This window comes from Parerythrobacter lutipelagi, assembly GCF_005434975.1.
GTDB lineage: Bacteria > Pseudomonadota > Alphaproteobacteria > Sphingomonadales > Sphingomonadaceae > Parerythrobacter_A > Parerythrobacter_A lutipelagi.
The window spans coordinates 576493-589731 of the sequence record NZ_SKCJ01000001.1; the positions used below are offsets into that span (position 1 = coordinate 576493).

Annotated in this window: 13 protein-coding genes; 8 read left to right on the forward strand and 5 right to left on the reverse strand. The window is 61.9% G+C overall.

Annotation, left to right across the window (positions count from 1 at the left end; genetic code table 11):
* Positions 1-177: 177 nt before the first annotated feature.
* The 3 genes from E0502_RS02850 to E0502_RS02860 form a co-directional block, all read right to left on the reverse strand.
* Positions 178-1014, reverse strand: a complete 837-nt coding sequence (locus E0502_RS02850; protein ID WP_137676456.1) for a helix-turn-helix domain-containing protein — start codon at positions 1012-1014, stop codon at positions 178-180.
* Positions 1015-1150: 136 nt separating this feature from the next.
* A complete protein-coding gene (gene ptsP, locus E0502_RS02855) occupies positions 1151-3421 on the reverse strand; it encodes a phosphoenolpyruvate--protein phosphotransferase (protein WP_137676457.1) in 2271 nt (756 codons plus the stop codon).
* A 66-nt stretch (positions 3422-3487) separates the two neighbouring features.
* Entirely contained in the window at positions 3488-3688 is a 201-nt protein-coding gene (locus tag E0502_RS02860; protein ID WP_338047307.1) for a DUF465 domain-containing protein, read from the reverse strand.
* Between the two features lie 119 nt (positions 3689-3807).
* On the opposite strand from E0502_RS02860, the gene E0502_RS02865 reads away from it, so the two are divergent.
* Both E0502_RS02865 and E0502_RS02870 read left to right on the forward strand, forming a co-directional pair.
* Positions 3808-4005 carry a YdcH family protein gene (locus tag E0502_RS02865; RefSeq protein WP_137676458.1) on the forward strand — a complete coding sequence of 66 codons (198 nt, stop codon included), beginning with the start codon at positions 3808-3810 and terminating at the stop codon, positions 4003-4005.
* Between the two features lie 225 nt (positions 4006-4230).
* Positions 4231-4692, forward strand: coding sequence for a DUF1465 family protein (locus tag E0502_RS02870; RefSeq protein WP_137676459.1), 462 nt, complete (start codon positions 4231-4233; stop codon positions 4690-4692).
* On the opposite strand, the gene glpK is transcribed toward E0502_RS02870, so the two are convergent.
* Positions 4689-6161: a glycerol kinase GlpK gene (gene glpK / locus E0502_RS02875; RefSeq protein ID WP_137676460.1), complete on the reverse strand. Its 1473-nt coding sequence runs from the start codon at positions 6159-6161 to the stop codon at positions 4689-4691. The two genes, E0502_RS02870 and glpK, sit on opposite strands and share 4 nt — an antisense overlap.
* A 77-nt stretch (positions 6162-6238) precedes the next feature.
* On the opposite strand from glpK, the gene E0502_RS02880 reads away from it, so the two are divergent.
* From E0502_RS02880 to E0502_RS02900, 5 genes are all read left to right on the forward strand, one after another.
* Positions 6239-7123 carry an MBL fold metallo-hydrolase gene (locus E0502_RS02880; protein WP_137676461.1) on the forward strand — a complete coding sequence of 295 codons (885 nt, stop codon included), beginning with the start codon at positions 6239-6241 and terminating at the stop codon, positions 7121-7123.
* Complete coding sequence (locus tag E0502_RS02885; RefSeq protein ID WP_137676462.1) at positions 7108-7809, forward strand: DUF4230 domain-containing protein; 702 nt, start codon at positions 7108-7110, stop codon at positions 7807-7809. Before E0502_RS02880 ends, E0502_RS02885 begins: the two co-directional genes overlap by 16 nt.
* A 58-nt stretch (positions 7810-7867) precedes the next feature.
* Positions 7868-8641 carry a hypothetical protein gene (locus E0502_RS02890; protein ID WP_137676463.1) on the forward strand — a complete coding sequence of 258 codons (774 nt, stop codon included), beginning with the start codon at positions 7868-7870 and terminating at the stop codon, positions 8639-8641.
* Between the two features lie 109 nt (positions 8642-8750).
* The gene (nadA, locus tag E0502_RS02895) at positions 8751-9731 is read left to right on the forward strand and encodes a quinolinate synthase NadA (RefSeq protein ID WP_137676464.1); all 981 of its coding nucleotides are present in this window, start codon (positions 8751-8753) and stop codon (positions 9729-9731) included.
* Positions 9732-9770: 39 nt separating this feature from the next.
* Complete coding sequence (locus E0502_RS02900; protein WP_137676465.1) at positions 9771-11087, forward strand: DUF2254 domain-containing protein; 1317 nt, start codon at positions 9771-9773, stop codon at positions 11085-11087.
* Here the strand turns inward: E0502_RS02900 and E0502_RS02905 are convergent.
* Complete coding sequence (locus E0502_RS02905; RefSeq protein WP_137676466.1) at positions 11084-12034, reverse strand: DMT family transporter; 951 nt, start codon at positions 12032-12034, stop codon at positions 11084-11086. The two genes, E0502_RS02900 and E0502_RS02905, sit on opposite strands and share 4 nt — an antisense overlap.
* A 70-nt stretch (positions 12035-12104) precedes the next feature.
* On the opposite strand from E0502_RS02905, the gene E0502_RS02910 reads away from it, so the two are divergent.
* The gene (locus E0502_RS02910; protein WP_137676467.1) at positions 12105-13214 is read left to right on the forward strand and encodes an alkene reductase; all 1110 of its coding nucleotides are present in this window, start codon (positions 12105-12107) and stop codon (positions 13212-13214) included.
* The last annotated feature ends 25 nt before the right edge of the window (positions 13215-13239 follow it).

Here is a 13239-nt window from a genome sequence, read left to right on the forward strand (position 1 = left end):
TCTTGTCCAACTCCTGTACCGTCCGGCGAACGGGTTTGCCGGTCCCGACCATTCGGTAATGACGCTGAAGGCGGCCACCCGAACGGTCGCTGAATGTCCGGCAAATTTCTGCCTTAACCATGCCCGCTTGTCGAGCCGTTCAACCTGCAAAACAGTGGAACGCGGATTGCTTGATGGCTATTCGGCTGCGTTAGCCGGGCTCTCACTTCGGTCGCGCAGCGCTTGCGCACTGACTTGCGCATCGCCAATCGTCACCGGCTCCTCGGCAAGTTTGGCAACGTTTTGCCCGCCGATGGTTATGGCCAGCAAATCTGGCCGGCCAGTGTTGATCCGCGGATCCACCGCATCGGCCGGGATCGTGAAAGTTTCGCCCTTGGTGAGCTGCTTTTCCAGCAGGCGGCTGCCGTCCGCATCGGTAAAGCGGACCCAGACGTTGTCATCGAGCGCTGTGAAGATGACGGCCCGGTTAGCTGGCCCGCCTGCTTGCCCACCAGTTGAAGACGCGACTTCGGCCGGCGTGGCTGCGGCATCACTGCTCGCGGCCTGTTCCGCCGTTTGTTCGTCTGGCAGGATCGAGCCTGGTCCCGCACCGGGAAATACACGGTCGCCGAAAAATGCGATCAAGCCGATAATCAGAATCAACGCCGCAGCGGCACTGAACCACGCCAGTCCTCGACCGGGAATGCGTGCCGGATCGCCCGGTTCGAAGCTTGAGGTCGAATCGCTTTGCCGGCCACCACCCTCAGCCAGTTCAGCGCGAACCATCTCGAGGATTGCATCGTCATCCAGACCCAGCGCCCGTGCATAGGTGCGTGAAAAGCCGACCGCATAGGTGCGCGATGGCAATTCAGCCCAATCGCCAGCTTCGATGGTTTGGAGATGCCTCAGCGGAATGCGCGTTTCCTCCGCAATCGCATCGAGCGATTTCTCTTGCGATTCTCGCGCATGGCGCAAGCGATCACCCGCTCTTTCGAGTGGCAATTCTTCTTCCAACTGCTCAGCTGTGTCCGACATTCCGGTCCTGATGGCGCCCATTTTCTATTTTGTGCAAGACAATAGGTCTGCCCACTCACTGTCAAGCGCCGAGTACGGCGAACCCCTGCAAATACCGACGAAATGGTTTTCCAGCAGGATGAAGTCTGGTGCCGGATCAGTCAGTCGCAATTCCGCGTTCGTCCGCCCACGCCTTCAGCGTTTCGCGCATGTTGTCAGGCGGGCTGGAAAGCCAGGCCGTCATGGCCTCCGTAATCTCACTGAGATCGACCTGCCGGACCAATTCCTTGATCGGGCCGACCGAGACCGGTGTGATCGACAACCGCCGGAAACCGAGCCCGAGCAGCGCCAGAGCTTCGAGCTGCCGTCCGCCCATTTCTCCGCACACACCCAGATCGACCTCTTGACCTACGGTGGCCTGTGCTATCCGTCGCAAAAAGCGCAGGATGGAAGGGCTCAGCCAATCGTATCGCTCTGCCAGTTTGGGGTTGGCCCGGTCGGCAGCGAACAGGAACTGCGTCAGATCGTTCGTCCCGACAGAAATGAACGAGACACGCGGAATCAGCAGGTCGAGCACTTCGGCCAGCGACGGCACCTCCAGCATCGCGCCGTATTCGACCCGGTCGGGCAGAACGTGCTTGCGCTTGCGCAGGAAAGCCAGCTGGTCTTCGAAGACGGCCTTGGCTGCGTCAAACTCCCATGGCTCGCTGACCATCGGAAACATGACATATAGAGAGCGGCCCGATGCCGCCTCGAGCAGCGCGCGGGCCTGGGCCTTGAGCAGCCCCTGACGCTCCAGCGCCATGCGCAGCGCGCGCCACCCCATCGCCGGGTTTTCGTCCAGCTCGGCTTCGCCCGGCTTGAGATAGGGCACCGCCTTGTCGCCGCCGATATCGACGGTGCGGAAGATCACCGGCTTGTCGCCCGCTGCATCCAGCACGTCGCGGTACAGGCGCAACTGTTTTTCCCGCTGCGGCATGGTTGCCGACACCAGGAACTGGAATTCCGTACGAAACAGGCCGATCCCGTCAGCACCGACAAGGTTCAGATTGGAAATATCGTCACGCAGACCGGCGTTCATCATGACTTGAATGCGGGTGCCGCACCGGGTGAACGGTTCGATATCGCGCATCTCGGCATAGGCTGCCTGCCTTTCCTTGGTTTTGGCGAAGCGCGTGTCGAAGGCTGCGGCCACGGTCTGGCCCGGGCGGACGGTGGCACAGCCAGCATCCCCATCCAGCAGAATTTCATCGCCTTCGATCACCACGCTGCGAATACCGCGCGCGCGGCCGAGCACGGGTATCCCCATGGCCCGCGCCACGATCACGACATGTGCGGTCAGCGATCCTTCTTCGAGGATGACTCCTTTCAGCCGCCGACGATCGTATTCGAGCAATTCGGCGGGGCCGAGGTTCTTGGCAATCAGGATTGTATCGCGCCGCAGCCCTTGCGTCGCCGCAGTGCCGAGCTGTCCGGACACGATCCGCAACAGCCGGTTGGAGAGATCCTCCAGGTCGTGCATCCGGTCCGCCAACAGCGGATCGTCAATTTCCCGCATGCGCATACGGGTCCGCTGCTGCACCCGCTCGATCGCAGCTTCAGCGGTCAGACCGCTGTCGATGGCTTCGTTGATCCGGCGTGACCAGCCTTCATCGTAAGCGAACATCTTGTAGGTCTGCAGGACCTCGTCATGTTCCCCGCCTTTGCCGAATTCGGCCTGCTGGGTCATGCCGTCGATCTGATCGCGCATCTTGTCGAACGCGCGGTACACACGCTGGCGCTCGGCTTCGATGTCGTCGGCCATAACATGATCGATGGTGATGCGTGGCTGGTGAAACGTCGCCAGACCGCTGGCGAGACCTTTGACCAGGGAAAGGCCCGTAATCGTGACCGGACCGGTCTGCTGTTTGCCCCGTCCGCCGCTTTGTACTTCATCGACCAGATCGTTGTTGGACAGCAATTCCGACAGGACCATCGCCGTCGTCTGAAGCGCTTCGACCTCCACATCTTCATAGCGGCGCGGCTCGACATGCTGCACGCAAAGCACCCCGACGGAGCGTTCGCGATAGACAATCGGCACACCGGCGAAGCTGTGGAACTTGTCCTCGCCCGTTTCCGGGCGGTACTGGAAATCGGGATGGGCTTTCGCTTCGGCCAGGTTGAGCGTTTCAACCTGATCCGCGATAGTCCCGGTCAGCCCTTCGCCCATTGCCAGCCGGGTCACGTGGACCGCGCTCTTGTTGAGCCCGCGCGTCGCAAACAGTTCCAGCATGCCGTCGCGCAGCAGGTAGATCGAACACACTTCGCTATCGAGCGTTTCGCCGATTATCTCCACCACACGATCGAGCTTGCCTTGCGCATGCATGCGCGAAGCCATCACCTCGTGGAGCTGAGTCAGGATAGAACGTGCGGCGGCAGCAGCTGTCATATGCACAGCCTACAACACAGCAGTGTAAATTAAAAATGGATTGGAGCGCCGCCGCCGCTCGAATTTCTACGCCGAGGCAAGCTCTTCCTTGATCAGGAGCTTTCGCTTCTTGAGCAGTTGAATGGTTACGTCGTCAGGTGCGGGCCGGTTCAATTCCTCACGAAGCTTGGCTTCGATATTGGCGTGCTTGGATTTCAATGCGCTGACATGAGACGATACCATCTGGCTCTCCTTCTCTGGGGCGACCCCGGGGAGCGACTCGTCCATCGCGGGCGAGCCGCTTGGTGCTAACTAACCACAATAATGATAGCTTGCGAAGTCCTGATGAAATCCTAATCGGTGGCTGGCGGGAATACCGCGACGAATCGATCCGACCGGAGATGCCCGTGACCGAACAGGAGTTGCAGAAAAGGCTCGCTCTGGTGAGCACCGAACACCGCGATCTGGATGCAGCCATCGAAGCGCTGCGTGCCTCCGGCTCGACCGACCAGCTTCAGGTAGCCCGGCTGAAAAAGCGCAAGCTCATCCTGAAAGACCAGATTGCGATCATCCAGGATCAGTTGCTGCCCGATATCATCGCGTGATTTGTTTTAGATGGCCTCAATCGCCGGCGTTCGCGTCCGCTCACTTGGCTTTCCTCGCTTTCGCGACCTGAAGGTCGCTTCGCTGCGGGCGGCCCGCGGCGGCGTCTGAGGGTCAAAACAAAAATCCCGAAAACCGCCCCGCAATGGGACAGTCCCATAATGAGTCATTAAACTATCCACAGCCCGCTGGCGTGGCTGAATCGGGTGGCGTAGCGAGGCTGCAACATGTCCAGCCCTGTCAACATCAGCCAGCCCATCATCGAGGCGCTTTACACCGAAGCGCTGGTGCTAGCCGACGAGGCACGGCAGGTGTTCGACCTCAACCCGGTGCGCGAAACAGGCGAACAGGCCGACCGTGTCAGGCTTGCCCTGTCGGTCGAAGGGCTGCGCACCACCACCCGCGTGATGCATGTGCTGGCGTGGCTGCTCAACCACCGCGCTTTCTTTGCCGGCGAGTTGAGCGCGTTGCAGCTTCGCAGACACAGCAAGCTGCCGCCCGATCGCGCGGCCGAACGCCCCAATCTGGCCTTGCTGGAATATCCCACGCGTGAACTGATCCACGAAACCGAAGCGCTGCACGCCCGTGTCGCACGGCTCGATGCGGCTTGGCGCGACGGATTCGAAATGCAGCCCACGGCCGTTCACCGCCTGCGCGAACGGCTCAACCGGTCTTTTGCTGCGTACTAAACCGCCGCAAGAGCGCGCCGCCAGTTTTCCAGCCGCAAGGCGCGTTCGGCATTATCCATATTGGGCCTGAAATGTTCGATCCCGCCGCGCATCGCCGCGCTTGCGTGGTCCAGATTGCTGTGCAGGCCGCAGCCGACCGCCGCCAGCATCGCCGCGCCCAGTGCAGTCGTCTCGACGAATTCGGGCCGTTCAACCGGCAGGTCGAGCAGATTGGCGATGTCCTGCGCCATCCAGTCGTTCGCGCTCATCCCGCCATCGATCCGGAGCGAAGTCCATTCGGCACCGTCAGCGGCAAAGGCAGCAGCGAGATCATAGGTCTGGTGCGCCATAGCTTCCAACGCGGCCCGGGCAATTTCGGCCCTTCCCGTGCTGAAGCTGAGACCTGCAATCACCCCTCGCGCATCCGGCAGCCAGTGCGGTGCACCAAGGCCGGATAGCCCGGGCACAATCACCACTCCGCCGCTGTCCGGTATCGACCGCGCGAGCGTTTCCGTTTCCGCTGCAGTGCCGAGCAGCCCGAGCGAATCTCTCAGCCATTGCACCACGCTGCCCGCAACAAAGACCGACCCTTCGAGCGCGTAGGTCCGCTCGCCGCTTTGTTGCATCAACACCGTGCCGAGCAGCCGGTGTTGTGATCGCGGCAGCTCGCTGCCCTTGTTGGCGAGGATGAAAGCGCCCGTGCCATACGTGGCCTTTGTCTCGCCGGGCGAGAGGCACCCCTGCCCGATGGTCGCGGATTGCTGGTCCCCGACAAGGCCGCAGATCGGGATTTCCGCGCCGAACAGTTCCTTTAGAGTGGTGCCGAACTGCCCACTGGTATCGACCACTTCGCCAAGCGCTCTGCGGGGCACATCGAACAGATCACACAGCGCGGGATCGAATTGCGCCCCATCGAGCGGCAGCAGCAGCGTGCGGCTGGCGTTGCTGGCATCGCTCAGATGCGCGCCGCCGGTCAGTTTCCACACCAGCCAGCTTTCAATCGTGCCGAGCGCCAGCGTGCCGACTTTGGCGGCGGCTTCGACCGCCGGTTCATTTTCGCACAACCAGCGCATTTTGGTGCCGGAGAAATAGGGGTCGAGCAGCAGCCCGGTCTGCTTCTGCACATGCTGCTCATGCCCCTCGCTGCGCAATTTGCCGCAGAAATCGGCGGTGCGCCGGTCCTGCCAGACCAGAGCGCGGGCGAGCGGTTCCCCGGTCGTCTTGTCCCACGCAACCACGGTTTCGCGCTGGTTGGTGATGCCGATCGCGGCTATCCGGTCTGCCCCGCCTGCCTTGCCGACCATCTCGCGCGCGCAGGCCAGCGTCCGGTGCCAGATCTCGGTCGCGTCATGCTCGACCCGGCCAGGCTGCGGATAGTGCTGGGTCAATTCCTGCTGCGCGCTGCCCTTTACCTTGCCCTGCGCATCGAACAGCATCGCGCGGGTTGAAGTGGTGCCTTCATCGAGCACCAGCAGCAGCTTCTCGGACATTGTGTTCTCCCTTTGCGCGGAGTTAGAGCCAAGCGTGCGCGCTCGACAAGCCCTGCTGCGCCGCCCATATACGGGCAATGGCACAAATCCCGCCCAAACCATGGCCAACCGGCAAGGCCGAACAGGCCGAACCGCTCGTGCGCCGGATCCTCGCGCCCAATCCCTCGCCCTATACTTTCACCGGCACGCAGACCTATGTCGTCGGCAGCGAGGGCGACGTGGCCGTAATCGATCCGGGCCCGAATGACGAAGACCATCTGCAAGCGATCATGGACACGATCGGCGTCGACAGGCTGGTCGCGATCATGTGCACGCACACGCACCGCGATCATTCGCCTGCCGCCAAGCCACTGGCCGAGTGGACCGGCGCACCGGTGGTCGGATGCGCGCCCCTGGTGCTCGAAGCTGACGGCCCGCGCGCTGACGAGGCGTTCGACACGACCTACGAACCCGATCGCGTCCTGGCGGACGGCGAAGCGATGACCGGGACGGGATGGACCTTGCGCGCGGTGCACACACCGGGACACACTTCGAACCACCTGTGCTTTGCGCTGGAAGAAAGCGGCGCGCTGTTTACCGGCGACCATGTAATGGGCTGGTCGACCAGCGTCGTCATCCCGCCCGATGGCGACATGGGCGACTATATGAAGAGCCTCGACAAGCTCTACGCCCGCGCTGGAGAGGGGGGCGACCGGATCTATTATTCCGCCCATGGCGCGCCAATCGAAAAACCGCGTCAGCTGGTGCGCGGAATGATCGGTCACCGGCGCCAGCGCGAAAACCAGATCGTGCGATTGCTCGGCGAAGGGCCGAAAAGCGCCGCCGATTTTGTTCCGTTGATGTACAAGGGCCTCGATCCGAAGCTGCACGGGGCTGCGCGTATGTCGGTCACCGCGCATTTGCTCGATCTGGAACGCAGGGGGCAAGTGAACCGTTCAGGGGATATATGGCAGACGATCTGACGAAAACCGGAGACGCGACCGAAAGCCTGAAGCCGAGGGTCGATAAAGAATACAATCTCGCCCGGGTACAAGGCGTGCCGTGGTTGATCGTGATCGTCCTGCTTGCGCTGGTGGCGTGGCTGGGGTGGAAAGCCTTTGGTCCGGACGCGAACAATGGTGACCCGGTTGCGACCTCGCTTGTCGCTTTCGAGGAACAGAACAAGCTGACTGTGTTCAGCGCGCAGCTTGCTCCTGTTGTTGCGAGCGAGGACAGCCGTCTGTTCGGCGCAATCAAGAGCCGGCAGGTCGCGGTAATCCCGGCGCGGGTGGATTACAGCCTGGACCTGTCGCGGATGGACCGCCGCCGGATGAAATGGGATGAAGCGACGGAAACACTGACCGTCCAGCTGCGCCCGATCCGCCTGGGCACACCCAATCTCGATGAAGCCGAAGCGCAGTACTTGCGCGAAGGCGTGTGGATCAGCCGCGATGCGCAGGACAATCTGACCCGGCAGAACACCCGGCTGGCTGAACAGCAGGCGATGGAGGCCGCAGCCAACCCGACGCTGATGAAGCTTGCGCGTGATGCAGGCCGCAGCGCGATTGCGCAAAACCTCGCCATACCGCTACAGGTCGCGGGCTTTGGCGATGTGGATGTCGTGGTGACTTATGACGATGACCCAGGTGTGTCGAATTCGTCCAAGTGAACTAACCGATTTCACGCCATGAATGCGCCCGGAAATTTTCTTCGGGGGGAGACAGTTCATGGCCACCGCAGCCGCGCCGCGCAGTCAGCCAATAGAGAGCACGCGCTTTTTTACGATCATGGCGTTCGTCATGTCGCTCGTGATTATCGCCGGGTTCTCGATCCAACTGGCATTGGGCCGCTCCAGCTTCGACGTGCCGGTCGCATATCATGTCCACGGCGTGGTTTTCATGGGCTGGATCGCGCTTTACCTTGCGCAGCACGTCTCCATCGCGCGCGGCAATCGCGCGCTCCATGCTGCGCTCGGGAGGGCGGCCTATCTGTGGATTCCGTTGATGGTTGCTACCGGCATCACCATCATGATCGTTGTCGCACGGCGCACCGGCGGACCGTTCTTCTTTGACGTCAACGAATTCCTGATCAGCAACATCGCACTGCTGCTGTGCTTTGGCGGAATGGCATGGTGGGCTCTGCGGCGGCGGCGCTACACCGGCTGGCACCGCCGGCTGATGCTGTGCGCGATGGCGATCCTGACCGGGCCGGGTCTCGGCCGTCTGCTTCCGCTGCCGCTGATGATCCCCAACGCCTGGCTCATCACCACATTGGCAACATGGATTTTCCCGATCATCGGAATCATCGCCGACAAGCGCAGCCGCGGCAGCGTCCATCCGGGCTATTGGTGGGGGCTTGGGCTCTATGTCGCGACCTTCGCAATCTCCATGGTGCTGGCCTACACGCCGCTCGGCTATGCCATCACCGAATGGGTCATTGCCGGAACTCCCGGTGCAGACCGCCCAATGGAGGCCTTCCTGCCTGAAGATTTCATACTGTAGCGCACATATGAAGGTGTCCGGAACGCACTCGCCTTCCTGTCCGTTCGGGTTATAGAGGGGGCAGCGATGCGCCCATCACAGAGTGCCGAAAAAGGACGGATGCAAAAGAATGACCGCAGAGACCAAGCCTCCCACCGGCAATGACTTGCTCGCCGAGATCGACCGGCTGCGCAAAGAGCGCAACGCGGTCATCCTCGCGCATTATTACCAAAGCCCGCAAATCCAGGACCTGGCGGATTATGTCGGCGACTCGCTGCAGCTGTCACAGATGGCGGCGGAGACCGATGCCGATGTGATCGCCTTTTGCGGTGTCAAATTCATGGCCGATACAGCGAAAATCCTCAGCCCGGAGAAAATCGTCGTGCTGCCCGATATGGACGCGGGATGTTCGCTTGAAGACAGCTGCCCGCCGGAGAAATTCAGGGCTTTCCGCGAGAAGCATCCCGATCATATCGCGCTCACTTACATCAATTGTTCGACCGAGGTGAAGGCGCTGTCCGATGTCATCGTGACCAGCTCCAGCGCGGAGACGATCCTGCAGCAGATACCCAAGGACCAGAAGATCATCTTTGGTCCCGACCGTCACCTTGGCGGGTATCTCAGCCGCAAGTTCGACCGCGAAATGCTGCTGTGGCCGGGCGTGTGCATCGTGCACGAGGCGTTCAGCGAGACGGAACTGCTCAAGCTCAAGGCGCAGCACCCCGATGCGCCCGTCGCCGCGCATCCCGAATGCCCGCCAACAATCATCGACCACGCCGATTATGTCGGATCGACCAGCGGCATCCTGCAATTTGCCGAGACTTTCGAAGGCGACACGCTGATCGTCGCGACCGAGCCGCACATCATCCACCAGATGGAAAAGGCGCTGCCGGAGAAAAACTTCATCGGCGCGCCCGGTGCCGACGGCAACTGCAGCTGCAACATCTGCCCTTACATGGCGCTCAACACGCTGGAGAAGCTTTACACCTGCCTGCGCGATCTGGAGCCGCGGATCGAAATCGAGGAAGGCCTGCGCCTGCAAGCCAAGAAAAGCCTCGACCGCATGCTGGAAATGGCGAGCGGAACTGTTGGCAAGGGGGATTTGGGGTAGGTTCAGGCAACCAACTCATCGCAGGAGAGTTATCCTCGCATGACAGCTGAAATCCGTTTTTTCTGGGCCCGCCTCAACGCGAATTACTGGTTTTATCCGGGGCTGTTCTCGATATTCGCTGCGGTGCTCGCGCTGTCGCTCGTGTGGCTCGATCGCAGCGGCGCAACGGCATTTCTCAGCGAGAGCGCTTGGCTAATCCCTGCGCGCCCCAAGGGTGCCGCAGACATGCTGACCGTGATGGCAGGCAGCATGATCGGCGTCGCATCCACCGTGTTCTCGATCACTTTGGTCGCGGTCACATATGCCAGCGGCAATTACGGCCCTCGCCTGTTGACCAACTTCCTCGAGGATCGCGGCAATCAGGTCAGCCTCGGCACCTTCATTGCCAGCTTCGTCTACGCACTGATCGTGTTGCGCAGCGTCCGCTCGGAGGATGAAACCCCGGCAGCTTCGGCGACGGGGGATATGCTGCCCGGCTTCGTCCCGCAGCTTTCGCTGCTGGTCGCTTATTTGATGATGGCTGTCTGCGTCGGGGTATTGGTGTTCTTTCTGAACCACATCCCGTCCAGCATCCGCATAAACATGGTACTGCGCGACATCGGGGAGCGGCTGCTCGGCGCCGTCCGCGTGACCTACCCGATTGAAGACGAATTCTCCGAAGCGCGCGAGCAGGTCGGCGGCAAGCCGGTGACCGCCTGGGACACTGGCTATGTCCAGTTGATCGACTTCGAGGATCTGGAAAAAATTGCCCGCGATTGCAATTGCACGTTTTCGCTCAGGGTGCGAACGGGCGATTTCGTGCATCGCGACCTGACCTTGATGGAAATCGAAGGGTGCCAGCCGGACGAGATAGAAGCCAGGGTTCGCGATTGTTTCACTCTCGGCGCGTCGCGCACGCCCGAGCAGGACCCGCAGTTCCTGATCGACGAGCTGGTCGAAATCGGCCTGCGCGCGCTCAGCCCCGGGATCAACGATCCCTTCACTGCGATCACCGCGTTGCACTGGCTTGGTGCGGCAACGTCAGAAATCGGCAGACGTGACCTGCGCAAGGACATTGGCAACGGCGACTCCGACGAGATCCCGGTGATCCCGCTGCCAGATGACTTCGCGCATTATGTGAAGCGCGGCTTCGGTGCTATCCGCAGTGCCGTTGCCACATCGCCGATTGCCGCAGAAGTGATGCTCGACACCTTGTCGCACGCGGCCACGCCGATCCGCGACCAACGGCGGCAAGAAATCTTGCGCGACGAAGGCAAGGCGCTGGCCGAACAGGCGCGGCTCAATCTTGTCGGGCCCGACCTCGCGAGGATGGAAGAACATGTTCTCCGCTTCGAGCGGACATTCTGGACCGACTAGTCGCGCTTGGCCACCACCAGGCCCGGTCCGGTTCGCGGCTGTTCGGTACGTGCGACCACCAGAGCGCTCCCGAGCAGGGCCATCCCCAGCAGGTCCAGGCCGCCGAGCACTTCGCCAAAAACCGCATATCCATAAAGCGCCGCGACCGCCGGCTGTGTGAGCAGCGCCAGCCCGATAATCAGCGGCGGAAAATGACGCAGGCTGAACACCAGCAGCCCCTGCCCGATCAACTGGCTGGTCACGAACAGCGCTATGATCGGGGTCCAGTCGCTCGGCCACACCGGTTCGCCAAGCGCGATGGCTGCGACCAGCGTAGCCGGTGCAGCAAAGATGCTCACCCAGACAAGCAGGCTCCAGCCCCCGATGCTCCCTTGCCCCTTGCCGGCGCGCGCATCCTGCAGGGTCAGCAGGTAAACCGCATAGGCGAGGCCAGCCGCAAGGCAGAAGAGATCGCCAACCAGCGTGGCGAAGGATATCTCCAGGCTGCGCCCCATCAAAATCGCCGCGCCGCCCAGAGCGAAAGCGATGGCGAGCCATTCCAGACCTTTCGGCAGGATCCGGGCGACAACAAAGCCCCAGAACAGCAGCACGATGCTTCCCGCATTGCCGAACAAAACAGCGTTGCCGAGGCGGGTGCGCTCGATCCCGATATGCCAGCTCGACAGATCGAATGCGAAGGCGAGCGAACCGAGGGCGACCAGCAGCAGCGTCTTACGCGGAATACCGGTCAGCGCCTGTCCGCTGGTCCGGGCGATAAGCGCGAGAAACGGCAGCGCGAGGAACAAGCGCCAGAATGCTGCCGACACCGGCCCGGTGTCCGCCAGCCGCACGAACCACGGGCCGAGCGCAAGCGCGACATTGCCGCCGAGCAGTGCAGCCAGCAGCAGCCAGCGGGGCCAAGTCGAACTATCCCCCCTGCTCGGTTTTGTTGCGCTTGTATCACTCACGCAAGCGCCATAGCTTGGGTTGCAATCGAGGACGAAACGAAATTTGCCTGCGGGCAAGAAAGGACCCTGCGTGAACGAAACGCTTTTTCAGCCGCTGAAGCTTGGTGCGATCGAGACGAAGAACCGCATCCAGATGGCCCCGCTCACGCGCGGCCGTGCAACACAGCCGGGTTCGGTGCCCAACGCAATGATGGCGACCTATTATCGCCAGCGCGCAGGGGCCGGCCTGATCATCAGCGAAGCGACCGGGATCAGCGTGGAGGGTCTAGGCTGGCCGGCAGCGCCGGGCATCTGGAGCGACGAACAGGTCGAAGGCTGGAAGCTCACGACCGAGGCGGTTCACGAGGCCGGCGGCAAGATTGTGCTGCAACTGTGGCACATGGGCCGACTGGTCCACCCGAGTTTCCTCGGCGGCAAGCCCGGCGTTTCCGCCAGCGCGACGACCGCGCCCGATCACGCGCACACCGCAACCGGTCGCCAGCCGCACGAACAGGCCCGGGCGCTCGACCTGGACGAGATTCCGCGCGTCGTCGCGGATTACCGCCATGCGGCAGAGAACGCCAAGAAGGCCGGATTCGACGGCGTGCAATTGCACGGCGCGAACGGCTATCTGGTTGACCAGTTCCTGCGCGAAACCACCAATCTGCGAACGGACGATTACGGTGGTCCACCGGAAAACCGTGTGCGTTTTCTGCGCGAGGTTCTGACGGCGCTGGTCGATGTGTGGGGTGCTGATCGCGTCGGCGTGCGCCTGTCCCCCAACGGCGAGACGCAGGGCTGCAACGACAGCGATCCGGCGGCAATTTTCGGCGCCGCGGCCCAGGTGGTGCAGGACCTGGGGCTCGGCTTCCTCGAACTGCGTGAGCCGGGACCGGAGGGTACCTTCGGCCAGACCGATGTTCCCAAGCAGAGCCCGCTGATCCGCACGATCTACAAAGGGCCGCTGGTACTCAACAGCGACTACACGGCGGAACAGGCCGCGGCCGACATTGCAGCAGGCAAATGCGATGCAGTCAGCTTCGGGCGCCCGTATATTTCCAATCCAGACCTGGCTGAACGCATCCGGCAAGGGGCGCAATGGGCTGAAAACGTTAATGTTCCCAAAAGCTGGTATCTGCCGGGACCGGAAGGCTACATCGACTATCCGACGCTGGCCGAAGAACGCGAAGCGGCGGAATAATGAATCGGTCGTAAGGGAAGTTTAG